The sequence below is a fragment of the Marinobacter sp. Hex_13 genome (genome assembly GCF_001566815.1).
In the GTDB taxonomy this organism is placed as follows: Bacteria; Pseudomonadota; Gammaproteobacteria; order Pseudomonadales; family Oleiphilaceae; genus Marinobacter; species Marinobacter salarius.
In genome coordinates this window covers 40,466-64,017 of record NZ_LSMM01000088.1, presented here as the reverse complement: position 1 = coordinate 64,017, position 23,552 = coordinate 40,466, and the positions used below count along the sequence as shown (strand labels likewise).

At 58.5% G+C, this 23,552-nt stretch carries 23 protein-coding genes and 1 tRNA gene; 12 read left to right on the top strand and 12 right to left on the bottom strand.

Going from position 1 to position 23,552, the window contains the following annotated elements:
* Position 1 precedes the first annotated feature (1 nt).
* The gene (locus AXW11_RS20130; protein WP_091642366.1) at positions 2-1,078 is read left to right on the top strand and encodes a FecCD family ABC transporter permease; all 1,077 of its coding nucleotides are present in this window, start codon (positions 2-4) and stop codon (positions 1,076-1,078) included.
* A 14-nt stretch (positions 1,079-1,092) separates the two neighbouring features.
* Entirely contained in the window at positions 1,093-1,932 is an 840-nt protein-coding gene (locus tag AXW11_RS20125) for an ABC transporter ATP-binding protein (protein WP_041334601.1), read from the top strand.
* Here the strand turns inward: AXW11_RS20125 and AXW11_RS20120 are convergent.
* Genes AXW11_RS20120 through AXW11_RS20110 form a run of 3 tightly spaced genes read right to left on the bottom strand, consistent with a single transcriptional unit; the run spans position 1,929 to position 4,175 of the window.
* On the bottom strand, positions 1,929-2,900 hold the full coding sequence (locus tag AXW11_RS20120; protein WP_041334604.1) for an NHL repeat-containing protein: 972 nt from the start codon (positions 2,898-2,900) through the stop codon (positions 1,929-1,931). The genes AXW11_RS20125 and AXW11_RS20120 overlap by 4 nt on opposite strands.
* 14 nt (positions 2,901-2,914) lie before the next feature.
* A complete protein-coding gene (locus tag AXW11_RS20115; protein ID WP_091642363.1) occupies positions 2,915-3,832 on the bottom strand; it encodes a transporter family protein in 918 nt (305 codons plus the stop codon).
* On the bottom strand, positions 3,822-4,175 hold the full coding sequence (locus tag AXW11_RS20110; RefSeq protein ID WP_228301242.1) for a heavy-metal-associated domain-containing protein: 354 nt from the start codon (positions 4,173-4,175) through the stop codon (positions 3,822-3,824). The genes AXW11_RS20115 and AXW11_RS20110 overlap by 11 nt, the downstream gene beginning before the upstream one ends.
* Positions 4,176-4,564: 389 nt before the next feature.
* On the opposite strand from AXW11_RS20110, the gene merT reads away from it, so the two are divergent.
* From merT to merR, 4 genes are all read left to right on the top strand, one after another.
* On the top strand, positions 4,565-4,927 hold the full coding sequence (merT, locus tag AXW11_RS20105) for a mercuric ion transporter MerT (protein WP_041334606.1): 363 nt from the start codon (positions 4,565-4,567) through the stop codon (positions 4,925-4,927).
* 13 nt (positions 4,928-4,940) lie between these two features.
* Positions 4,941-5,237: a mercury resistance system periplasmic binding protein MerP gene (gene merP, locus AXW11_RS20100; protein ID WP_041334609.1), complete on the top strand. Its 297-nt coding sequence runs from the start codon at positions 4,941-4,943 to the stop codon at positions 5,235-5,237.
* Positions 5,238-5,242: 5 nt separating this feature from the next.
* Positions 5,243-6,646 (top strand): mercury(II) reductase, encoded by a 1,404-nt coding sequence (merA, locus tag AXW11_RS20095; protein WP_041334612.1) that lies wholly within the window; start codon positions 5,243-5,245, stop codon positions 6,644-6,646.
* Positions 6,647-6,743: 97 nt separating this feature from the next.
* Positions 6,744-7,178 carry a mercury resistance transcriptional regulator MerR gene (gene merR / locus AXW11_RS20090; protein WP_036206363.1) on the top strand — a complete coding sequence of 145 codons (435 nt, stop codon included), beginning with the start codon at positions 6,744-6,746 and terminating at the stop codon, positions 7,176-7,178.
* A 22-nt stretch (positions 7,179-7,200) separates the two neighbouring features.
* On the opposite strand, the gene AXW11_RS20085 is transcribed toward merR, so the two are convergent.
* Positions 7,201-7,277, bottom strand: a tRNA-Arg gene (locus AXW11_RS20085).
* Between the two features lie 87 nt (positions 7,278-7,364).
* On the opposite strand from AXW11_RS20085, the gene AXW11_RS20080 reads away from it, so the two are divergent.
* The 3 genes from AXW11_RS20080 to AXW11_RS20070 are packed head-to-tail and all read left to right on the top strand — an operon-like array spanning position 7,365 to position 9,124.
* Positions 7,365-7,733 carry a DUF488 domain-containing protein gene (locus tag AXW11_RS20080; protein WP_075194573.1) on the top strand — a complete coding sequence of 123 codons (369 nt, stop codon included), beginning with the start codon at positions 7,365-7,367 and terminating at the stop codon, positions 7,731-7,733.
* Positions 7,734-7,758: 25 nt separating this feature from the next.
* Positions 7,759-8,502, top strand: a complete 744-nt coding sequence (locus tag AXW11_RS20075) for a TIGR04283 family arsenosugar biosynthesis glycosyltransferase (RefSeq protein ID WP_227664155.1) — start codon at positions 7,759-7,761, stop codon at positions 8,500-8,502.
* The gene (locus tag AXW11_RS20070; protein WP_075194574.1) at positions 8,486-9,124 is read left to right on the top strand and encodes a TIGR04282 family arsenosugar biosynthesis glycosyltransferase; all 639 of its coding nucleotides are present in this window, start codon (positions 8,486-8,488) and stop codon (positions 9,122-9,124) included. The genes AXW11_RS20075 and AXW11_RS20070 overlap by 17 nt, the downstream gene beginning before the upstream one ends.
* A 7-nt stretch (positions 9,125-9,131) precedes the next feature.
* On the opposite strand, the gene AXW11_RS20065 is transcribed toward AXW11_RS20070, so the two are convergent.
* Both AXW11_RS20065 and AXW11_RS20060 read right to left on the bottom strand, forming a co-directional pair.
* On the bottom strand, positions 9,132-11,984 hold the full coding sequence (locus AXW11_RS20065) for an insulinase family protein (protein WP_075194575.1): 2,853 nt from the start codon (positions 11,982-11,984) through the stop codon (positions 9,132-9,134).
* 24 nt (positions 11,985-12,008) lie between these two features.
* Positions 12,009-12,308 carry a hypothetical protein gene (locus tag AXW11_RS20060; protein ID WP_007151678.1) on the bottom strand — a complete coding sequence of 100 codons (300 nt, stop codon included), beginning with the start codon at positions 12,306-12,308 and terminating at the stop codon, positions 12,009-12,011.
* 401 nt (positions 12,309-12,709) lie between these two features.
* Between AXW11_RS20060 and AXW11_RS20055 the strand changes: the two genes are divergently transcribed.
* Entirely contained in the window at positions 12,710-14,695 is a 1,986-nt protein-coding gene (locus tag AXW11_RS20055) for an SDR family oxidoreductase (protein ID WP_075194576.1), read from the top strand.
* Between the two features lie 58 nt (positions 14,696-14,753).
* Here the strand turns inward: AXW11_RS20055 and rnt are convergent, their stop codons facing one another.
* Together rnt and pyrC are read right to left on the bottom strand one after the other, a co-directional pair.
* A complete protein-coding gene (gene rnt / locus AXW11_RS20050; protein ID WP_036206941.1) occupies positions 14,754-15,389 on the bottom strand; it encodes a ribonuclease T in 636 nt (211 codons plus the stop codon).
* A gap of 123 nt (positions 15,390-15,512) precedes the next feature.
* A complete protein-coding gene (gene pyrC / locus AXW11_RS20045; protein ID WP_075194578.1) occupies positions 15,513-16,544 on the bottom strand; it encodes a dihydroorotase in 1,032 nt (343 codons plus the stop codon).
* A 166-nt stretch (positions 16,545-16,710) separates the two neighbouring features.
* Here pyrC and AXW11_RS20040 point away from each other — a divergent pair, with 166 nt between their 5' ends.
* Positions 16,711-17,634, top strand: coding sequence for a flagellar protein MotY (locus AXW11_RS20040; RefSeq protein ID WP_075194579.1), 924 nt, complete (start codon positions 16,711-16,713; stop codon positions 17,632-17,634).
* A gap of 17 nt (positions 17,635-17,651) precedes the next feature.
* On the opposite strand, the gene AXW11_RS20035 is transcribed toward AXW11_RS20040, so the two are convergent.
* The gene (locus AXW11_RS20035; protein WP_091642357.1) at positions 17,652-18,578 is read right to left on the bottom strand and encodes a histone deacetylase family protein; all 927 of its coding nucleotides are present in this window, start codon (positions 18,576-18,578) and stop codon (positions 17,652-17,654) included.
* 172 nt (positions 18,579-18,750) lie between these two features.
* On the opposite strand from AXW11_RS20035, the gene AXW11_RS20030 reads away from it, so the two are divergent.
* Positions 18,751-21,495, top strand: coding sequence for a bifunctional acetate--CoA ligase family protein/GNAT family N-acetyltransferase (locus tag AXW11_RS20030; protein ID WP_036206438.1), 2,745 nt, complete (start codon positions 18,751-18,753; stop codon positions 21,493-21,495).
* Between the two features lie 10 nt (positions 21,496-21,505).
* Here AXW11_RS20030 and rdgC read toward each other — a convergent pair whose 3' ends face one another.
* From rdgC to yaaA, 3 genes are all read right to left on the bottom strand, one after another.
* Positions 21,506-22,435 carry a recombination-associated protein RdgC gene (rdgC, locus tag AXW11_RS20025; protein ID WP_075194581.1) on the bottom strand — a complete coding sequence of 310 codons (930 nt, stop codon included), beginning with the start codon at positions 22,433-22,435 and terminating at the stop codon, positions 21,506-21,508.
* A gap of 115 nt (positions 22,436-22,550) precedes the next feature.
* Positions 22,551-22,751 (bottom strand): DUF2788 domain-containing protein, encoded by a 201-nt coding sequence (locus tag AXW11_RS20020; RefSeq protein ID WP_036206443.1) that lies wholly within the window; start codon positions 22,749-22,751, stop codon positions 22,551-22,553.
* A 26-nt stretch (positions 22,752-22,777) separates the two neighbouring features.
* Complete coding sequence (yaaA, locus tag AXW11_RS20015; RefSeq protein ID WP_091642354.1) at positions 22,778-23,548, bottom strand: peroxide stress protein YaaA; 771 nt, start codon at positions 23,546-23,548, stop codon at positions 22,778-22,780.
* Between the last annotated feature and the right edge of the window lie 4 nt (positions 23,549-23,552).

Sequence of the window (23,552 nt, the reverse complement as noted above, 5' to 3'; positions counted from 1 at the left end):
CGTGACCCATCCGGCTACGACAACGCCTCGGGCAGGCCGCCGTGGCATGCGGATTCCAGGCGCCGGCCCCGTTGCCCGGCTGCTTCTGGCCGGCGGGCTCAGTCTGGTTGTTGTCATTGTCGCGGGCGTCCAGCTGGGGGCGGTGGAGCTGACGTGGTCCCAGGTGTGGGCCGGGCTGACCGGTGACAGCACTCAACACGTGCAGCGAGTGGTCTTCGAATTACGGTTGCCCCGCACCCTGACCGGCGCCCTGATTGGTATTCATTTTGCCCTGTCAGGGTGGCTGTTACAGCTGCTTAGCCGCAATCCGTTGGCAGAAGCCGGCATTCTCGGCATCTCCGCCGGCGCCAGCCTGGTGGCGGTCGTCGCTTTTATAATCGGAGACTGGTTGGTGTCCAGTGCCGATCCCTACAACAATACGTCGTTTGCCCTTCAGTATTTGCCCCTGTTTGCCATGGCAGGCGGGCTGGTAACGGCGCTTGCGGTGTACTTTCTGGGTATGCGGCATGGCCAGCTGTCGCCGGTCAAAATGACGCTGACCGGTGCGGTCATTGCCGGTATGTTGCATGCACTGACCACCGGTGCGCTGGCATTCTGGGGCCACGCCCATACTGAACTGGTTGCCCAGTGGCTGGCTGGCTCACTTTACGGCGCCGAATGGCAGCACCTCCGCACGTTGCTGCCATGGACGCTTATTGGTCTGGTCGGTGTCGGCGTGCTAGTGCGTCCCCTGGAAGTCATGCAGCTTGACGATCAACACGTTCGCACCCTGGGCCTGGGGCTGAACCGCTGGCGCGCCTTTGCCCTGCTGATTGCCACCCTGCTGGCGGCCAGTGCCGTGGGCGTGGTGGGGCCGGTTGGCTTCATTGGTTTGCTGATTCCCCACATCAGCCGACGGCTGGCGGGGGCCAACCTTCCGGTCCAACTGGTGTTGTGTGTACTATTGGGAGCGGTGCTGGCGGTATTGGCGGATTTACTCGGCCGGACGCTGTTTACACCCTACGAAGTGCCCGTGGGTGTGGTTTCCGCCGTTCTTGGTGTACCGTTCTTTCTTTATCTGTTATCGCGACAACCCTGAGGCCGGGATTCTCCATGTTACGAACCGAGCAGCTCTCTCTTGCCTATGGCGACAAGCCGGTCGTGGACAACGTCTCGCTGGCCATTCCCGAGGGTGGGATTACCTGTCTGCTGGGCCCCAACGGTTCTGGTAAAAGTACCTTGCTGAAAAGCTTTGCAGGCCTGCTGCCGGTCCGGTCCGGTCAGGTCTACCTGGACGACCAGCCAGTTGACCAATGGCACCGGGGCAAACTGGCCCTCAGGCTCGCCATGCTGCCCCAGAAACCGATCGTTCCCGATGGCATTCGGGTTCAGGATCTGGTGGCGCTGGGTCGTTTCCCACACCGCAAATGGTGGCAGCGCAACCTCACCACCGACGACAACGCAACCCTCGATGCCATGGCAATGACGGGGGTCTCGGATCTGGCGGAGCGACCGGTAGAAGCGCTGTCCGGCGGGCAACAGCAGCGGGTATGGATCGCCATGGCCCTGGCCCAGGAAACCGACATTCTGCTGCTGGACGAACCCACCACGTTTCTGGACTGGGGCTACCAGCTGGAAGTACTGGAATTGCTGTCCAAGCTGAATCGGGAACACGGGCTGACGGTGGTGATGTCATTGCATGACCTGAACCAGGCCGCACAATTTGCCGACCGGATTGCGGTTCTGGCGGACGGCCGGCTCGAAACCATCGGCAGCCCCGGAGAGGTTATTACCGAGCCCCTGATCAACCGGGTCTTTCGGGTGCATACACACGTCACAACGGGGCGGGACGGCCGACCATTCTGTTCCGGATTTGCCGAGTCTTTCCGGGACAGCGGGACACCGAACCATCACGGTCTGATCCACGGGATGGCTGAGAATCAGACCACTTAATCCGGCTGCCACCTCCCGACCCGGTTGTCGGCAAAATTCACGCTCCACACTGCTCCATCATGGCCAACGGCAACTGCCATCGCCGTGTGGCCGGGGTTGCTGGGCGTCGTTCCGAATGCGGTGAGATAGTCGCCCTGAGCCGTGAATTTCTGGATCCGGTCATTGTAGAAGTCGGCCACAAAGACCTCACCGTTGGGCCCCAGGGCGATGGAGGTTGTGGTTGTGAACCAGCCCTTGAACGGCCCGTAAAGGCCGATGGCGAAGGGGCCTCCCCACTTGCGCAGAAAGTCGCCCCCGGTATTGAAGACCTGAACTCGATTACCGTAACCGTCTGCTACGTAGAGGACCGAATCCTCTCCGAGCGCCACATCGGTAGGATAGGTAAACTCCCCGGCACCCCTGCCTGTCACACCGGTTGTTCCCCACTGTTGTACGAAAGAGCCATCCGCCCGCAAATGCTGTACACGATGGTTATAAAAGTCCGCCACGAACAGATCACCGTTATCCGCTACGGCAACACCGCCCGGCGCATTAAACTGGCCGGGGCCCTTGCCCGGGCCGCCGATGACCTTCAGCGGTTCACCAGCCAGAGTGAACACCTGAATCCGGTCATTCATGTACTCCGGCACATAGAGTTTGTCGTTGTGAATGGTCAGGTTCATGGGGCGCCCGAGCTCACCGATCCCATCGCCGGGTGTACCGAATTCACGCTTGAAGTGCCCCTGGTGATCGAAAACCTGGATACGCCCGTTGCGGGCATCGGACACGAACACTTCGGTGTCTGTTACCGCAACCCCGGTGGGGTCGTTGAATTGCCCCGGGCCACTGCCTTTTTCGCCCCAGGTAAGCGTCAGCGAGTAGGGCGGTTCCTGGTTCCAGTTGATGGCTCCGCCCACGCAGCCAAGCAGGGTGAGAGCTGCCACCAGCCCGAGCGTAGTGTAGGCCAGCCATTGTCCAACCTTTTTCATGATGTCCTCAATCCCTAGAAATTGCGGCGAAAGCCAACGCGTACAATGTAATCGTCCTGAATGGCATCACCATTGGGATCTTCGGCCACCGGCAGTTGTACCGTGCCCTCGACGACCCAACGCCGGGTGATGTATTGCACGCCCGGCGCCAGCAGCCATTGGGTACCGCCGGAATTGGCATCGGTACCACTGCCAATCTCGTTGCGTTCGCGGTGAACGAAACTGGATTCGAGTAGTGCATAGGTAAAGCCTGGTGTGCCGGAAATGCCTTCAAGGCTAGGCGGCCAGATCCGGTATTGCAGTGAGGCGTCGAGACGGGTCTCGTCGCCGTGGGCGAAACCGTCGTGGCGCCCGTTTTCGCGATATAGTAACTGCGCGTCCATTTGGTACTGCAAAGTCTGATAGGTGGCCACCACGCCGCCAAACCCATCCCAGGCTCCGTCACCAACCTGCAATGGGCGTGGCAGTTCGCCGAAACGATCGCGGTCGTCACTGTCCCCGGTTGGTGCAGTGAGCCCGAAAATCGGCGCGACCCGGAAGGTGCCGCCGGTGAAGTCGTCCTGGTAAGCCGTGTAACGCCCGAACAGCGAGACGTCGCCGATGCCACCGGTATCGCGCTCAATCCGGCCCATGGGCGTGGTGACGTCCAGTGCCTTGTTGAAAAAGTAAGGGACGACGCCGAACACCGCGAGCTTCGAGGTTATGCCATAACCCAGGACACTGCCCAGAGCCTGGACCGAGACCTCGCGATCCATAGGCCCATCATCGGAACGCTCTCGTAAGACCAGTTGCTCCCGCCAGATGGTTTCACCCTGCGGCACGGGCAGAGCCGTGTTAAAGGTGTTGGGTGCGGCTTGTGCCGAAGGCACACCGGTCAGTACCAGGGCTCCGACCAGCAGGGACAAGCCGATTGACTGGTTGTTATTTCGCATCGCTGCCTCCTGTTTCGCCGTCGGCCTCTGAGTAGGAGCGCAGCGTGAAGCCGGCCTCTTCGACAGCCTGACGTGCCCGCTCCTCCGAGAGCGTCTTGCCCTCCTGAAGGGTGACATTCACAGTACTTTTCCCAACGTCCACCTCCACGCCGGTGACGCCATCCACTTTATTCAGACGTTTTTCGATGCCATAGGCACAGAAGGGACAGGCCAGGCCGTCCACGCCCAATACGTAGCTTTTGTCGGCGGCCAGCGCGGCAACGCTGAACATCAAGGTCGCTAAAACCAAGAAATATTTCTTTAACATGACGCGTCCCTCTGGTGAGATGAAGCTGTGTTTCAAGGGTAGACTCCGTACCAAGATACGGCGTTAAGGAATTACTCTGTCTTGTTCATGATGTTTGTGGAATAGCCCGCAGTTTGCTCCAGCGCATCAAATATGGAACAGCACTGCAACGGACCTTGACCGGGACAACGGTCCACAAGTGCCGCAAGTCCCTGGCGGATTTGTCGTAACTGGTCAATCACCCACCGCGTCAGCCACTTTGCCAATGGTCATGTCTGTCATGGCAGAACTCCCACCCAGTAGATCCGAATAATAAGAGTAGTGCCCGTACCACGGTACGGGGTCAAGAGTGCTGAACATTCCATAGGAGTGCAGGGCTTGACTCCGTAGCCGACTACGGAAGTATTTTGAAGATAGCCAGCAAAGTCATGAAAGGAACCGTCGTAATGTCAGAGTTGAAATCAGAGTCCAGAACCGGTCGCGGGTCATTAATCGCAGGTGGGGTCGCAGCAGTGCTCGCATCGGCTTGCTGTCTTGGCCCCCTGGTTCTGATCACCCTTGGTATTTCCGGCGCCTGGATTGGCAACCTTGCCGCTCTGGAGCCCTACCGGCCGTGGTTCATTGGTGCTGCTCTGGTGGCGATGGTCTTTGCCTGGCGTCGGATATACCGGCCTGCACAGGATTGCCAGCCGGGCGAGGTCTGCGCAGTACCGCAAGTGCGCTCCGCTTACAAGATCACTTTCTGGATCGTCGCGCTGCTCATACTGACCGCGTTGGCGTTCCCTTTCGTCTTACCGCTATTTTACTGAGAGGCAATGCACTATGAGAAAGTCCCTGATCACTGCCGTACTGTTTACGCTGTTCAGCATGCCTGCCTTGGCGGCGCAAAAGACGGTGACCTTGTCGGTTCCCGGAATGACTTGTTCGGCTTGCCCGATCACCGTCAAAGCCGCTCTCAAGAGGGTCGATGGGGTGAGTTCTGTGCAGGTCCGTTATGAGGAGCGTGATGCGACGGTTACTTTCGACGACGACAAAACCTCTGTCGACGCAATAACTCAAGCCACGACCAACGCGGGCTACCCGTCCACACTGAAACAGTCCGGGGCGAAACAGGAGTAGTGTTTATGAGTGATAACGATCTGCACATTACCGTGATTGGCAGTGGCGGCGCTGCCATGGCCGCCGCCTTGAAATCAGCGGAACGTGGAGCCCGGGTCACGCTGATCGAGCGTGGCACCATCGGTGGCACCTGCGTCAATGTCGGCTGCGTGCCCTCGAAGATCATGATCCGCGCCGCTCACGTGGCCCACATGCGTCGCGCCAGTCCGTTCGACGAGGGCATTGCCGCAGTCGAGCCTTCTATTCACCGGCCCCGGTTGCTGGCCCAGCAACAGGCCCGGGTCGATGAGCTTCGTCACGCGAAGTATGAGGGGATTCTCGAAGACAATCCGGCGATCACTGTCCTGCAGGGTGAGGCTCGGTTTATCGATGCCAATACATTGCAGGTTACCGGAGCTGACGGCACGGAAAGCGAAGTATGCTTTGACAGAGCGTTCATTGGTACCGGCGCGCGGCCAACCATTCCTCCGGTTCCGGGCCTGTCCGATACGCCGTACTGGACGTCCACCACGGCACTGGCCAGCGACACCATTCCGGAACGGCTGGTTGTCATCGGGGCGTCCGTCGTGGCAGTGGAGCTGGCACAGGCGTTTGCCCGGCTGGGCAGCGAGGTGACCATCCTGGCGCGTAGCCGGCTGTTTTCCCGTGAGGACCCGGCTGTTGGCGAGGCCATTGAAACCGCGTTCCAGGCCGAGGGTATCAAGGTTCTGAATGACACGCAGGCGAGCCAGATCCGCTATACCAATGAGGAGTTCGTGCTCGCCACAAACGTGGGAGAGCTGCGCGCCGATCGGCTGCTGGTGGCCGTGGGACGCACACCGAATACAGACAGACTGAACCTGGAGGCTATCGGCGTCGAGACTGCCCGCGGGGCGATTTTAGTTGATGACGGTCTGCGTACCACCGTGCCCGACATCTATGCTGCTGGGGACTGCACCGACCAGCCGCAGTTTGTCTATGTCGCCGCCGCGGGTGGCAGTCGAGCAGCAGTCAATATGACCGGTGGTGATGCACGGCTCGATCTCAGTGCCATGCCGGAGGTGGTCTTTACCGAGCCACAGATTGCGACCGTCGGTTTATCCGAGGCCGACGCCGAGGCAAGTGGCTACGTCACCGACAGCCGTACCCTGACCCTCGACAACGTGCCACGGGCCCTGGTCAACTTTGATACCGGAGGCTTCATTAAAATGGTCGCGGAACGTGAAAGCGGGCGGTTACTGGGTGTGCAGTCCGTGGCGGGTGAGGCCGGCGAACTGATCCAGACCGCGGTGATGGCGCTTCGTGCGCGCATGACTGTCAACGAGATTGCCGATGAGCTGTTCCCGTACCTGACGATGGTAGAAGGTTTGAAGCTGTGCGCTCAAACGTTTACCAAGGATGTCAAGCAACTATCCTGCTGCGCGGGATAAGGCAAGGCAACCCTTGGATAGCATGGGCAAATGCTCTATTAGTGACCTTGTTTGATGACGTAAACTGATGCCGTAGTCAACTACGGAGTAAGCCCGCATGGTGAATAAAGTAAATCCACTGACCATCGGTGGGCTGGCCAAGGCGGCCGGTGTCCATGTCGAGACCATTCGCTATTACCAGCGGCGGGGCCTGTTGTCGGAACCCCAGCGTCCTCCCGGTGGGATCAGACGCTATGGTTCTGCCGATATCGATCGATTGACGTTCGTGAAATCGGCGCAGAACCTGGGCTTCAGTCTCGATGAGATTATCGACCTGCTTCGGCTGGAAGATGGTGCCCACTGCCAGGAAGCCAGTGTCCTGGCCGAGCACAAACTGCAGTCTGTGCGTGGAAAGATCAAAAAGCTGGTGAGGATTGAGAGTGTTCTGAGCGATATGGTCGCTCGATGTCATGAGCAAAAAGGGGACATCGCGTGCCCTCTCATTGCGTCATTGCACACCGGAATCAGCAAAGTCCCAGAGGCAGATCTCTAACCATATGATTTTATTGCTGGCATGGTACCCCCGGCAGGACTCGAACCTGCTACCTTCCCCTTAGGAGGGGGACGCTCTATCCAGATGAGCTACGGGGGCTGATCGTCAGAAGGCGGGTATGATAGCGGGCTGAGTGATGTGTCTCAAGGGCTTGCGGGAATACTTCCGGAATAGAAGGAGATCGCTATGACAGAAATTCGGTTGAAGCGTGCCTATGATGAACCGGCCCGTTCTGATGGTCCGAGGCTGTTGGTTGACCGGGTGTGGCCGAGAGGCGTTGCCAAGGAAAAGGCCAGTCTGGCCGAGTGGTTGAAGGATTTGGCCCCATCCACTGAATTGCGTAAGTGGTTTGGCCATGACCCGGCCCGATGGGACGGGTTTCGTGAAAAGTACCTGCAGGAACTGGCATCGTCCGATCGTGCGGACCTGTGCACTCTGGCATCCTACGTTGATAAGCACGAACGAATCACGCTGGTATTTGCAGCCAAGGATACAGATCATAATAATGCGGTAGCGTTGAAACAGTTTATTGAGGCGAGGCAGCTACCGGTTTGATCGGGCACAGGGGATACCAGGCGCATTGAAGACACCAGCACAGCACACTTCCAAGACACCGCCCCAGCCGTTGCGTTTAAGCGTTATTGTGCCTGTTTGGCAGGAAGCCGCCACCATTCGCGACACCCTGGATCATCTGCAGCCGCTCAGAGCGGCGGGCCATGAAGTCATTGTGGTGGACGGTGGCAGTGATGATGGAACAGCCAGGCTGGCGCAGGGTCATTGTGACCGTGTCATCCAGTGTGGCCGTGGAAGGGCGCCGCAAATGAACGCCGGCGCACAAGCAGCCCGTGGCGATGTCCTTCTGTTCCTGCACGCTGATACCCGTTTACCGGATTCTGCGCTGGCGGCACTGGAGCAATTTAATGCAAGCCGTAAGGCATGGGGGCGGTTTGATGTGCGTCTCAGCGGCAAGAGAGTGCTGTACCGGGTGATCGCCTGGTTCATGAATCAACGCTCCTGGCTGACGGGTATCGCTACTGGCGACCAGGCTCTGTTCGTGCGTCGGCCGGTGTTCGAGGCCTTGCGTGGCTTTGAAGAGATGCCGTTGATGGAGGATGTGGAACTATCGTCTCGTCTGAGACTGGTGTCACGACCTTTCCGTATTACCGATCCCGTGGTCACGGATAGCCGGCGCTGGGAACAGCAAGGTGCCTGGCGTACCATCCTGCTGATGTGGCGATTGCGCTGGCGCTATTGGCGCGGCGACTCGCCGGAAACCCTTGTTACCCTCTACCGGTCGGATGTTCGTAATGCCCGTCAATCCTGATGCTTCAGTGCTGGTTATGCAGTTTTCCAAGTGGCCGGAGGCGGGCAGGGTGAAAACCCGTCTGATGCCGGCACTGGGCGCCGAGGGCGCTATGGCGGCACACGTCAGGCTCAGTCTGGCCGTGCTCGATAATCTGGTGGCCAGTGGTTATACCGTCCAGTTCCTGTGGGACCGGGCGCTGGAGAATGCGCCCACGGGTGCTGCTCCTGTACTGGAACGGCTTGACGTTCACGGCGTTGCTCAGGCTGTACAGGAGGGCGACATCCTTGGGGAACGCATGTCACAGGCACTGGACGCAGGGTTGCGTGGCTTTGGCAAGGCGATGATTGTGGGCAGTGATTGCCCCTCCGTGGATGCGGACTACGTGCGAACAGCCGTGGCTGCGCTGGACGAGGTGGACGTGGTACTGGGGCCGTCGGAGGACGGCGGCTATGTACTCATCGGTGCTCGCCGGGTCCTCCCGGGCATGCTGGCCGACGTGGCCTGGGGAACGGAAAAGGCGTTGTCGCAAACCTGTGACCGCCTTACGCAAGCGGGTTTGTCATTCAGGTTGCTTCCGCAACGATGGGACGTGGATGAACCCGAAGACTGGCACCGGTTCACGGGCCAGTCCTCAGGTTGAGAGCTGATCAGGCGTCGGGAACAGCGCTGCGTTGCAGCAACAGCTCAACCGCGCTGGCGTTGTTTTTTGCCTCGGCTGTAGTGAACACCTGCAGTGCCTGTTTACGGTCAATGACCTGCTTTTGCAAAGTATTAACCAGGGCTTCCCGGCTCACGCGTTGTATCGCCTTGGCCAGTTTCTCCCTTGATTTGAAGTCGGTCGCGCCGCGGTCGATTTCACGCCAGTAACGCTCCGAAATCTCACCAAGTTGCCGATCCTGTTCCATCAGTTGGCTGATGACAGCCTGTTTCTCTCGCGCCAGGTCCTGCTCCGAGAGGTTGGATAACGTGTCCTTGAAAGCCTTGGAAAATTCCCGCACCGCTTGGTCGATCTGGTCGCCACTGGCTTCCGGGGATTGCACCACGAAGCCCAGCGCCGGGGTTTCCAGCATTTCGAACGGGGTAGCGTAAACGATATAGCCAAGCTGGCGATTGGTGCGGAGCTCTTCATAGAACGGGCTGCTGATAATCTGCCCCAGCAGGCGGAATACGGCGCGTTCCTCAAAGCCGGTGTTATCGCCCTGTACATAGAGGGTATAGCCGGTGTCCGGATGGTCTACCTCCAGCGGTAACAGGGTTTCACCTTCCGGTAAGGCCCGAACGCGGCTGCGCTCGACCGTTGTCAGCTCACTGTCGTCCAGCACCATGGCATGGATACGATTGGTGAGGTTAAGGGCGGACGCTTGTGTCATATTGCCGTGTGCCAGCATCACCGGGTCGACCTGGGCCAGGAACGCCTCGGCGAAGGATTTGAGTTCATCCAGCGTGACTTCCCGGGCGGCCTTAAGCTTCTCTTCTGTACTCCAGGCGCCCTCGATCAGCAGGCTCTGAATGCGTTCAGAGGTCTGCTGCACAGGCCGTTCCTTGGCCTTGTTTAGCAGTCCATCGATCATGTTTTGCCGGGCAATGCGGAAGCGTTGCTCGGTGAGTGTGGGGTCCGCTACCTGGGTCAGGATGCGGGCCATCAGGGTGTGGAGTTTGTCACTGTAACCGCCGACGCGGACGGTTATGCCCCGAAGGTGGGGGTAGATGCTGTAGTCGAGTCCCGCCAGCTGGGCGGGATAGGCCCATGCGTTCACGTTGGTGTTGATGGCATCCACCAACAGCGACGACAGCACATTGCTGCGAGCGGATGCCCGTGTCGCCGGGGTTCGCAGGCTTAGGTACACATTGGCCTTCGGCGTCTCGAACCGGGTGTCCCGGGCGTACCAGACCTCCATGCCACTGACGGTCCCCATGGAAACGGGCTGCTCCATGGTTGCGCCGTCGATCATGTCGAGTTCTTCGGGAATAAAAGGGTTGTCGAGCGGCAGGGCCAGCCTGGACACCATGGGGTTGTCGTCCCGTTGCCGAATGTCCCGGATGGCGAGGGGCTTCAGTTTCCAGGCGGCGTCGTACCACTGGGTCAGGTTGGGGTCTTCAAGGTTCGGTTCTGTTTCCAGGACGGACACCAGCACGTTATCCGGAGTAAGCCGGTTCAGAATGTTCCGGTATTTATCGGGTGCATAGCTTTCCATCATCCATGGCGCCTGGAGTACGTCCTCTGGCGCCACATGCCGCATCTGTCGCGACAGATGCATCACTTCCTGCACTGGCTGGCTCTTCTCACGGAAACGGAAATCGATCTGTGCCAGTTGTTTCATTTCTTCGAAACGAGAGCGGGAAATGCCTTCCTCGCGCACCTTGTCGATGTAGGCAAAGGTCAGTTCCAGAATGGTTTCCTGATTATCAAGGCCCTCCGGGGTCAGCGCCATGTTCAGTTCCAGGGTGGCTTCCTGGCCGGTATCCATGCCGCTACCTGCGGACAGGCTTTCCACCAGGCCAGCCTTCTTCAGCACGTCAAACAGGCTGCCCGGGCCTTCGTGGCCAAGCAGGCTGGCAACGTAGTTGGCCGGCTTGTCGCGGTAGTGGTCTTCCTGAGACGGGATGGGGAAGGTGAGCGTCAGGTTGCGGATATCCTTCAGCGCATCCGCATGCACGCGGGCGGGCAGGGTGCCTGGGCTGAACAGTGGCTCGTCGTGGACCTTCGCGTTCAGGTTGCGGTTTTCGATGCGGTCGAAGCGGCCTCGTACCATGGCCTCGAGCTGATCCAGCGATTGCGGGCCGTAGACGGCAAGCGTCATCAGGTTGGACGAGTAATGGGCTTTCCAGAAGTCGATCAGGTCCGGGCGCAGGGGGCGCTCTTCGGTGTTTTCCAGGGTAGTCAGGTTACCGACGGCAAACTGATGGAACGCGTGGTCGGGATTGCTGACGGCCTTTTTAACGGAGTAGAAGCGACGGCTGTCGTCTTTCTGTTTCGAGCTGTACTCCGAGTGCACGGCGCGGCGTTCGCGATCCACCAGTTCTGGCGTGAACAGTGGCGCTGAAAATTGCTCGGCGAAGCGATCCAGGGCTTCCTTCAGATGCTCGGCCTGTACGTCGAAGAAGTAGTTGGTGTCCTGGAATGCGGTGAATGCGTTGTGACTGCCACCATGGCTTTTGATGAACTTCTGGTACTCGCCAGGGTCAGGGTATTTTTCCGTGCCCAGGAACAACATGTGTTCAAGGAAGTGAGAGAGGCCTTCGCGGTTGGCGGGGTCATCGCCACTGCCGACGGCAACGTTCATGGATGCTGCGGCTTTGTCGGAGCCCGGCGCGGAAATCAGAAGCACCCGCAGTTGGTTGTCCAACTGCACATAACGGTACAGGTTGTCGTCGTTCGGGCTTTTTACGGGCGACTGGCTCGCCAGGGCAACCGAACTGAAGGCCAGTACCAGCGCCAGGAGAAATCCTTGCTTCAGGCCAAGGAAACCTTGGGCAAATCCATGGATGCCAGGGTGCATACAGTCTCTCTTTACGTTGAAACGTTAATGAATCAGGGCGTTACGGGTACTTTCCGGTTGTTGATCCAGGGTTTTCTTCGCCAGGCTGGCGGCTGCATCGGCATCGAGTTGGCCAGAGGCGATGCGCTCAAGAACTGTCCCCATCACCGCAACGGACTGGCGATAATCCGCAAATTCGGCCTGAAAGGCGTGATCAATGGCCTGATACACCGCCTGGATTTTCTGTTCCCGGGTGCCGGCGTCGGCGGCTGTGTCGTTGATGGCCTTCAGACAGGCACGTGCAATGGCAATGTAGCGTTCAGCGTTGGGATCGTCTTTGTGCATGTTCCGGATTCCGAAGTGTGGGAAATGTAGAAAGTGTGTAAAGAGTATAGAGACAGAAACTGCCGTTGAAGGTTCCGATTATGTCACCGCCACCGTCAGGTTTCATTTCCTTCCGGTAATGGTAAGGATTTGCGGGCAGCCTGCCCACCTTGTGCTAGTCTCAATTTCAGCGTGTCGGTTAACCGAACAGGTTCCGGCGTGTATTGCATGCATGAACTAGAGTAAACGCTCTAATTAAAACAAGAACTTACAGAGTAAATACTCTAAAAAAAATCGATACATGAGTGTTGCAATTAAGTACAATGCCGGCGTGCATCGGCGGTATAAGACTTTGGTCTAATACTCTCGATGACAACAAAGGAAAAAGACAACAACTGAGCAACAAGCAGGGTGGACTATCAATGAATTACTTTCTGACGGGTGGCACCGGATTTATCGGCCGTTTTCTCGTTGAAAAACTGCTGGCTCGCGGTGGCACAGTGCATGTTCTGGTGCGCGAGCAATCACAGGAAAAACTGGACACGTTGAGGGAGCGCTGGGGCGCGGATGAGTCCAGGGTGAAAGCAGTGATCGGCGACCTTACCAGCCCGAACCTGGGCATCGATGCCAAGACGATGAAATCGCTCAAGGGTAACGTTGATCATTTCTTCCACCTTGCTGCGGTGTATGACATGGGGGCGGACGAAAAGTCCCAGCAGGCCACGAACATCGAGGGCACCCACAGTGCCGTCAATGCGGCAGCCGCTATGGAAGCCGGTTGCTTCCATCATGTTTCCTCCATCGCGGCGGCTGGCCTGTTCAAGGGCACCTTCCGCGAGGATATGTTCGAGGAGGCGGAAAAGCTCGACCATCCCTACCTGCTGACCAAGCACGAATCTGAAAAGGTGGTTCGCGAGAGTTGCACCGTTCCGTTCCGGATTTACCGCCCTGGTATGGTGGTTGGTCACTCAAAGACCGGTGAGATGGACAAGGTCGACGGGCCCTATTACTTCTTCAAGATGATCCAGAAAATCCGCCACGCACTGCCCCAGTGGGTGCCGACGATCGGCATCGAGGGCGGGCGCCTGAACATCGTGCCGGTGGATTTCGTGGTGAACGCCATGGACCACATCGCGCACCTGAAAGGGGAGGACGGTAACTGCTTCCATCTGGTGGATTCCGATCCGTACAAAGTGGGCGAGATTCTCAATATTTTCTCCGAAGCCGGTCATGCTCCCCGTATGGCGATGCGGATCGACTCGCGCATGTTCGGGTTTGTGCCGCCGTTTATCCGCCAGAGCCTGAAGAATCTGCCGCCCGTTAAGCGTCTGACTACCGCATTGCTGGACGACATGGGCATTCCGCCTTCGGTGTTGTCGTTTATCAATTATCCCACACGGTTTGACGCCCGTGAGACAGAAAGAGTCCTCAAGGACACCGGTATCGTCGTGCCGCGCCTGGAAAGCTATGCAGCGGTTCTGTGGGACTTCTGGGAGCGTAACCTGGACCCTGACCTGTTCAAGGACCGCACCCTACGTGGCACCGTGGAAGGAAAGGTCTGTGTGATCACCGGTGGTACCTCCGGTATCGGTCTGGCGACAGCCGAAAAACTGGCGGATGCCGGCGCTATCCTGGTGATTGGCGCGCGCAAGAAAGAACGCCTGATGGAGGTGGCTGCTGAACTGGAAGCCCGAGGCGGCAACGTTCATGCCTACCAATGTGACTTTGCCGACATGGATGACTGCGACCGGTTCGTGAAAACGGTGCTGGACAATCACGGCCATGTGGACGTATTGGTCAATAACGCAGGCCGTTCCATCCGTCGCTCACTGGCGCTCTCGTTCGACCGTTTCCACGATTTCGAGCGTACCATGCAGCTGAACTACTTCGGCTCCGTTCGCCTGATCATGGGTTTTGCTCCGGCTATGTTGGAGCGTCGTCGCGGGCACGTGGTCAATATCTCATCCATCGGTGTGTTGACCAACGCGCCCCGTTTCTCGGCCTATGTCGCGTCCAAGTCAGCGCTGGATACCTTCAGCCGTTGTGCGGCGGCGGAGTGGTCGGATCGCAACGTGACCTTCACCACCATCAACATGCCGTTGGTGAAAACGCCGATGATCGCGCCCACCAAAATCTACGACTCGGTGCCCACGCTGACACCGGACGAAGCGGCGGAAATGGTGGCAGACGCCATCGTGTACCGTCCCAAGCGCATCGCCACGCGTCTGGGCATTTTTGCCCAGGTCATGCAGGCGCTGGCGCCGAAGATGGGCGAGATCGTGATGAACACGGGTTACCGCATGTTCCCGGACTCTCCGGCCGCTGCCGGCAGCCGTTCCGGCGAGAAGCCGAAGGTGTCCTCCGAGCAGGTGGCCTTTGCGGCGATCATGCGGGGTATTTACTGGTAGTATTGCCCTTGGAGATCAAAAAAACCCCGCTTCGCGCGGGGTTTTTTGTGGCTGTCTATCAAGGTGCCTCTTCTGTGTCGTCCGGTATGGGCGGCGGTGGGAAGCCACCGATTTCGCGCCAGCGGTTGACGATGCCACAGAACAGATCTGCGGTTTTCTCTGCGTCATAGGCGGCCGAGTGCGCTTCCTTGTTGCTGAACGGAATGCCCGCCAGCTTGCAGGCTTGCGCCAGTACGGTATGGCCGTAGGCCAGGCCAGCTAGCGTTGCCGTGTCGAAGGTGGAAAACGGATGAAACGGGTTGCGGCGGATGTCTGAACGCAGGGCAGCGGCGAACACAAAGTTGTGGTCGAAGGTTGCGTTGTGGCCAACGAGCACGGCTCGTTTGCAATCGTGGGCTTTGACCGCCTTGCGGATGGGCCCGAAAATCTCGCTCATGCCTTCTCGTTCCGGAACGGCTTCCCGCTCCGGGTTCCACGGGTCGATACCGGTGAAGTCCAGCGCAGACTGCTCCAGGTTGGCGCCCTCGAAGGGGTCGATCTGCTGAACGTGGGTTTCAGCCCGCTTCAACCAGCCGTCCTCATCCATTGTCAGTATGACCGCAGCGATCTCCAGCAGGGCGTCCTTCTCAGGATTGAAGCCGCCGGTTTCCACATCCACCACAACCGGCAGGAAACCACGGAAGCGGCGGGACATGGGATGCGGTTCTTTATGTTCTTCAGTCACTTAAACTCCTGGAGTCTCTGGCCAGGGTTGCCGGCCTGGTACACAAATGATTGATAAGGAACGATTAACAGGGAACGGTTGGTCGGCTGATGTTCAGACAAGCCGCCATCTCAGGCTTTCGCCGGCCTTCAAAGGCACGATGGTACCGTCAGCCAGGGGCAGTTCGTCGGGCATCTCCCAGGATTCTTTCACTAGCGTGATGGTATCGCTGTTTCTGGGCAGGCCATAGAAATCGGCGCCATTAAAGCTGGCAAAGGCCTCCAGTTTGTCCAGCACACCCAGGTCTTCGAAAATCTCCGCATACAGGGGCATGGCGCTGAACGCTGAATAGCAGCCGGCGCAGCCACAGGCGGTTTCTTTCTTGTCTTTCGAGTGCGGCGCAGAATCCGTTCCCAGGAAGAAGCGGCGGTCTCCGCTGACCACTGCATCCCTTAACGCCTGTTGGTGCCGGTTGCGTTTGAGGATGGGCAGACAATACAGGTGAGGGCGAATGCCGCCGACCAGCATGTGGTTGCGGTTGTACATCAGATGTTGCGGCGTGATGGTGGCACCCAGATTGTCACCGTCATGGTCACGCACGAATTCGGCTGAATCGGCGGTGGTGATGTGCTCCAGAACCACCCGCAAATCCGGAAACGCCTCCATGGTCGGCGCCAGTACGCGCTTGAGGAAGATCTTTTCCCGGTCGAAGATGTCGATCTCTGCGTCGGTGACTTCGCCGTGGACCAGCAACAGCATGCCGCAGTCACTCATGGCCTCCAGTACCGGATAAATGTTGCGGATGTCGGTCACACCGGATGCGGAGTTGGTGGTGGCGCCAGCCGGGTACAGTTTGGCGGCAATCACGCCCGCAGCCTTGGCATCCCTGATTTGCGCAGGCGTAGTGGTTTCTGTGAGGTACAGCGTCATCAGCGGGTCGAACCCGGTGTCGCCGGCTGCGGCCAGTATCCTGCTACGGTAAGCCATGGCCTGTTCGGCTTCCGTCACCGGTGGCGCCAGGTTTGGCATGATGATGGCGCGGCCAAAGCAACGGGCGGTGGCGGGTACGACGTCCTTGAGAATGTCGCCGTCCCGCACGTGGAGGTGCCAGTCGTCAGGACGGGTGATGATCAGTTGTTCGGTCATTTACGGTTCCGGGATCTGCTGGGGCCCGTCAAACGTGAACCCCTGAAAGAAAAAATCTGGCGAAATTATATCAGAAGCCGACAGCGATTGTTTTGGCGGGCGTCCTAAAGAAAGACTGACTTCGGCCGTTACGAGGGTAGTGAATCTTTTCTGACGGATGGATGGTATGGCACGAATTTCCGCCTTCCTGCGTGGTGCAGTGGTTTCCAGTGCGATTGGTGCACTGACGGCAGGCTCTGTTGCGGTGCAGGCCGCCACCTTTGGCGCGGGTATCGAGAACAGCCAGTGGTACCTGTCGGAGTCCGTATTCGAGTGTACTTTAGTGCATCAGGTTCCGGGCTACGGCCGTGCCGTATTCCGCCACAAGGCGGGTGAGTCGCTGTCCTTCTTTCTGGAGTCGGAAACGCCGCTCATGCGTCCTGGTCAGGCTCAGTTGGTGATGGAAGCGCCGTCATGGCGCCCGGGAACCGCCCCCCGTCCCCTTGGTCGGGTTAACGTGGACGACAGTCGTCGGCCGCTGATGCTCGAGTCACGCCTCGCCATGGTGCTTGTCCAGAGCCTGCTGGAGGGGATGGACCCAACGGTTACGCGTGAGTCCTGGTACGACGGCAGCCTGGTTCGGGTGAAAGTGTCCAACATTAACTTTGCGGGCCAGTTCTCTGGTTATCGAAGCTGCACCGCCGGCCTGTTGCCGGTCAACTACGATCAGATCAAGCGGTCCCGCATTTCCTTTGCGTCAGGCAGCACCAGCCTGTCTGAAGCTGACCGTCGGTTTCTCGACAACATTGTGATGTACATCCAGGCAGATTCCACGGTGGAAAGGGTGTTCGTGGATGGGCATACCGACAGCAGCGGTAGCCGTATCGACAATCGCGCGTTGTCCGAAGAGCGGGCCAATGCGGTGGCGGATTACCTGATCGGGCAGGGCATTGATGCTGATCTCGTGACCACCAGGGCCCATGCGGACCAATACCCGGTATCACGCCGCGCGGCAGACAACCGGCGCACCACAATTCGCCTTCAGCGGGAAGGCGAACGGCCGGACCTGCAGCAAGCCAATGGCTACGAGGCCGCAACGCCAAATACCTGACATTGCGCGCGGCAATCTCAGTGGATGGCGTTGAGCACCTCAAGGTGAGCGTTGACACTCTCGGCCAGCGCCCTCAAATGATAGCCACCCTCCAGGGTTGAGACAATACGGTCGTTGGCATGGTCGCTGGCCACGCTGGTGATCATTTCCGTCAACCAGCGGTAATCCTCTACTTCCAGGTTCAGCTCCGCCATCGGGTCCAGTCGGTGGCCGTCAAAGCCGGCGGAGACTAGCACCAGTTGCGGGCGGAAGTCCTGCAGCCGTTTCAGCCACGCTGCTTCCACGATCTTCCGGTAGTCGTCTGCCGGAGTGCCTGCCTGGATGGGCGTATTGATGATGTTTTCCGCCTGGCGATGCACGTGGGAATGTGGGTAGAACGGATGCTGGAAACTGGAACACATCAGGATGCGTTCATCACCGCCCACGATATCCACCGTGCCGTTGCCCTGGTGTACGTCAAAATCAATAATCGCTACCCGCTCCAACTGGTGAAAGTTCAACGCCCGCATGGCGGCCAGCGCGATGTTGTTGTAGAAGCAGAAGCCCATGGATTTACTGCGTTCGGCATGGTGCCCGGGTGGCCTGGCGCACACAAACGCGTTGGTGAGCTGGCTGCTGAGCACCATATCGACCGCTTCAATGCTGGCGCCAGCGGCAAGTCGGGCGGCTCTCAGGGTGTCCGGCATCATGGCGGTATCGGGGTCGGTATACACCCGTCCCCTGGTGGGCTGCATCAGATCAAGTTGGTTCAGATAGCGTTCGGGGTGCACGGTCTGCAACTGGTCCCGGGTGGCTTCGTCAGGTCGCACCCAGTCGAGATCTTGCCCCAGGCCGGTGTCGGCCAGGTAACTGGTGATGGCTGCCAGTCGCTCGGGGCACTCAGGGTGCTCCGCCCCCATATTGTGTTTCATGCAGTCGTCGTGAGAGAAGAATCCCGTTGTCATACTGGTCCCGAACACTCTGGTTGTGCTTGTATTTTGTCCGATATTATCAGGGATAGACCGGGCTTTCTGCGTTTCTTTGGTCTTATGGCGGAGATAGCCGTTTTACATCGTCAGGCAAGCGCCTAAGATAAGGTGTACACACGCCCGGTCGACTCGAATCAAGGAGTGAAACTTGAGCACCCGTTATCTGGAAAGCCTTTTCAACCCGTCTTCTATTGTGGTGATCGGCGCCTCGGAACGGGCAGACAACCTCGGTGGCATGGTTCTGCGGAACCTACTCGGTGGTGGTTATCCCGGCCAGTTGATGGTGGTCAACCAGAACGATTACGACAACGTCCACGGCGTACCCTGCGTCAAGAAAGTATCCCGCATGGGGTTTAGCCCCGATCTGGCGATTATCTGTACCCCTCCGGATACCGTGCCGAAGATGATCAAGCGACTGGGCGAGGCAGGCGTCCGCACGGCTATTGTGATGACAGGTGGCATGTCCAGGAGCCACAGTAAAACCGGTCAGCCATTAATGTATTCGGTTCGCGATGCTGCGCGGGAGACCGGCATACGCGTGCTTGGTCCCAATACCATTGGGCTGATGGTGCCAGCCCGCAGCCTGAACGCCACCTACGCCCACATGGGCGCCATTCCCGGTAAGGTGGCGTTCGTGGGCCAGTCCGGAACCATCGCCAGTTCGGTAATCGACTGGGCGTTCGCCCGGGGTGTGGGTTTCTCTTACTTCCTGACACTGGGCGATGGGATGGATATCGATCACGACGACCTGATTGATTATCTGGCCCAGGACAGCCAGACCCGAGCAATATTGCTGCACATTGAGAATATTCCCAATCCACGCCGCTTCATGTCCGCCGTACGTGTGGCTTCCCGCACCAAGCCGGTGATTGCCGTGAAAAGCGGCCGTGTGCCGGAATCGGAATGGTTTCCCCACGAGCTGCCCGCAGGGCTGACCCAGAGTGACCCCATATACGATGCCATGTTGCAGCGTGCCGGTGTGCTGCGAGTGGATGGGTTGGGGCAGATGTTTGATGCGCTGGAAACGCTGACACGAATGCGTCCCCTGCGGCGGGAAACACTGGCCATTATGGCCAACGGCGTTGGCCCTGGGGTACTGGCGGTAGACCGGTTGGCGTATCTGGGTGGTGAACTGGCAAAGTTGTCGGGCAAGTCGATCGATTCACTGGCGGAACTGCTGCCACCGTACTGGACCCGAAAGAATCCTATCGACCTCGGTTACGCCGCCTCACCGGAGCTCTACGCCAAAGCAATCAAGATTCTTGCCAAAGACCCGGAAGTGGCCAACGTTCTCGTGATGTACGCGCCCAGCCTGACCGAGGACAGCCTGCGGATTGCCGATGCGGTGGTTCAGGCTACCAAGGGCACGCGCTTGAACGTCTTCACCTGCTGGTTGGGGCAAAGTACGGTGCTGGATGCCCGCGATGAGTTTTATCGGGCGGGCTTACCGTCGTTCTTCAACCCTGAGAAGGCCGTTATGGCGTTCATGCAGCACGTGCGACACCAGCGCGTGCAACGGTTGCTGACCGAAACGCCGGAGTCCTTTACCGACCACCTGGCCGACCATACCCAAACACGGCGTATCGTCGTGAATGCCATTCGCTCCGGTCGGGCGCACCTGTCCAACCAGGAAGCCCGCGACGTGATCCGGAATTACGGCATTAATGCCGTCGAGACCATGTATTGCGACGATATGGAGGAAGTGCTGGAGGTCTTCGCCGTGGAGCGTCGTCCGGTGGACATCACGCTGATCCATGAACAGGCCTGTCATCCGCTTGTGGAACTCAGCCCCGGACAGCGCCGTTACAAGGGCACGGTTCAGAAACTGAACAGTGAGGGGGCGATTATGGATTCCTGTCGCTTCCTGATGGACGAATACCAGAAACATTACCCTGACAGCGGTTTTCTGGGTTTTGCGGTGCAACGTTCCTACCAGCACGTCGGTGGCATCGAGTTCAGTGTGGGGATCACCCGGGACAAGTTGTTTGGGCCGCTGGTAGTCTGCGGCGCCTCGGGGGCGCATATCAACGTAATGACGGATCGACAGATTGCGTTGCCGCCGTTGAATATGGTGCTGGCCAGGGAGCTATTGCGGCGTACCTACATGTACAAGTTGCTGAAAGAACACAGCCTGAAGCCCGAGGAGGACATTCGCGCGGTCTCGGAAACCCTGGTGACTCTGTCCCAGATTGTGATCGATATTCCGGAGATTCGCGGGCTGGAGATCTCACCGCTGTTGTTCAACGACCAGGGCACGGTTGCGGTGAACGTGGCGATCGACCTGGCGGACAAGCCGGGGCGGCCGATTATCCAGCCGTACCCCAGGGAGCTGGAGGAGTGGATCGTGCTGCCGAAGTCCGGGCGCCGTGTCATCATTCGCCCGGTGCTGGCGGAAGACGAACCGGCGCACCGTGCGTTTCATGAACTCCAGTCCCCGGAGTCCATCCGTTACCGTTTTTTCCAGTACCGCAAGCACTTCTCCCGTGAAGACGTGGCCCAAATGGTGCAAATCGACTACGACCGGGAAATGGTCTTTATTGCCAATGCGCCAAGGGAGGACGGCGAGGGGGAGGAGACCCTGGGAACGGTGCGAACCTGGACCGATGCCGACAACCTGCGCTGTGAGTTCGCGGTGATGGTGCACGACAGGATGAAAGGCGAGGGACTGGGTGTGGCCCTGATGCAGAAGATGATCGACTATTGCCGTGCCAAGGGCACGGTGGAGATGGTGGGTGATGTGTTACCGGACAATCGTCCGATGCTGCAACTGGCTGAGCATCTGGGCTTCGAGATCCACTACAACACGGAAGAGGAAGTAATGGACCTGACGCTGGTACTGAACGAGCCGGAGAAGGATTGGCAGCGGGAACGCCTGGAACAGACGTCCCACTGAATATCCAGGTTCAGCTTTCTTCCACAATCGCGGAACGGTCTTCGCCGCCCAGGGCTTCCAGCAGGCCAGGAATCAGCCTGGCCAACTCCAGGGTCATCAGTGAAAATGCGGCGTCGAAGCGTGCTGCGGCGTCATCCGCATCCACATCGTCCAGCTTTTCCTGCAGGGTGTCGCCGAATTTCAGGCGACGGATGCCCAGTTCCTCGTCCAGCACGAATGACAGGTTGTCGTCCCAGGTGACAGACAGCTTGGTCACCTGCATGCCGGCGTCCAGATGACTGCGGATTTCATCACCCTGAAGATCCAGGCCTTTGCAGCGCACCACGCCACCGTCTTCGGATGTGTCTTTCAGTTCGCACTCGGTGCCCAGCTCGATGCTCACGGGTAGATCAATGGACTCGTTCAACCAGCCGGTGAAGGTGAAGGCGGGTGCCTGCTCCACGGCTGGCGGGCGAACGGGCAGGGAACCCAGGCTTTTGCGAAGTGTTGAGGCGAGATCTTCCGCCTGTTTGGAGGAGCCCGCGTCAACAACCAGTACACCGTCTGCCGGTGCCAGATAGGCGTAGCAGCGACGGTTCTTGGAAAATGCCCGGGGCAGCATTTCCAGCGTCACTTCTTCTTTCAGTTCGTCCTTTTCCTTGCGTCGCACCTTTCGGTGTTGTTCCGCTTCAATCATTTCAGCCTTCTCGTCCACCAGTTCCTTGATGACGGAGGCGGGCAGCAGCTTCTCTTCCTTGCGCAGGGCAATCAGGTGATAGCCGCCGGCGCTATGAACCAGCAGATCGCTGTGCTTACCCATGGGCGATACCCAGCCCTGGCGTGAGGTTTCCTGGGGACCACAGGGTTTGAAGGCGTCTTCCTGGAGTTTTTCTTCCAGGGCTTCGGCGGTTATTTCGAATGGCTTGGTAAAACGGAATACGCGGGCATTACGAAACCACATGGTCCGGATCCTTGTTGGTTATTCGATGATGGTGAGAGTCTGAAAAGGGTGGGGATGATACGGCCACGGGTCCGTGGCCGTAAAGTGACAATGCTGAAAACCTCATCTTGGGCAGTTAGAGATTCATAATCTCCACCATCACGGTCTTGATGATGAACCCCACCACGCCAGCACCGAGTATGGTGAACAAAATGATGGTGCCAAACCGCCCGGCCTGGGACTTTTTGGCCAGATCCCACACGATGAATCCCATCCAGACGATCAGGCCTGTGAGAAAGACCAGCATGGCGAGCTGGGAAAAAACGGCTTCACTCATTAATGTCTCCGGATTCAGTGAACGGTTTACGGCTTATCCCGTAGGAATACCCAGCTGTCCGCATCGGACTGCTCTTCGCTGAACCGGTAACCTTCCAGGTCAAAGCCTTTCAGGTCACTGGCCTGGGTGATGTTGTTCTGGATGGCGTAGCGACACATCAGGCCCCGGGCCTTTTTGGCGTAAAAACTGATCATCTTGTACTGGCCGTTTTTCCAGTCCTTGAACTGCGGTGTAACCAGGCGACCTTCAAGGTCCTTTTTGCGAACGCTCTTGAAGTATTCGTTAGAGGCCAGGTTTACCAGCACGCCATCATCAGCCTTCAACAAGCGGTTAAGCTCATCGGTGACCTTGCTGCCCCAGAATGCGTACAGATCCTTGCCCCGGCGGTTCTCGAACTTGGTGCCCATCTCCAGACGATAGGGTTGCATCAGGTCCAGCGGCTTGAGCACACCGTAGAGGCCGGACAGAATTCTCAGCCGCTTCTGGGCAATCTCGAATTCTTTCTCGCTGAAGCGTTCCGCATCCAGGCCGGTGTATACATCACCCTTGGAGGCAAGCACCGCCTGGCGGGCGTTATCCGGTGTGAAGGGGGTGTGCCAGGTGCGAAAGCGTTCAGCATTGAGCTGGCCGAGCTTGTCGCTGATCCCCATCAGGTTACTGATGTCATGGGGTTCCAGGTCTTTAAGCTGGTCTATCAGTTCACAGGCATCCTCGAGAAAGTCCGGCTGGGTTGTCTTTTGGGTCGCCAGCGGGCTCTCGTAGTCCAGTGTCTTGGCGGGGGATATCACCATCAACATGTCG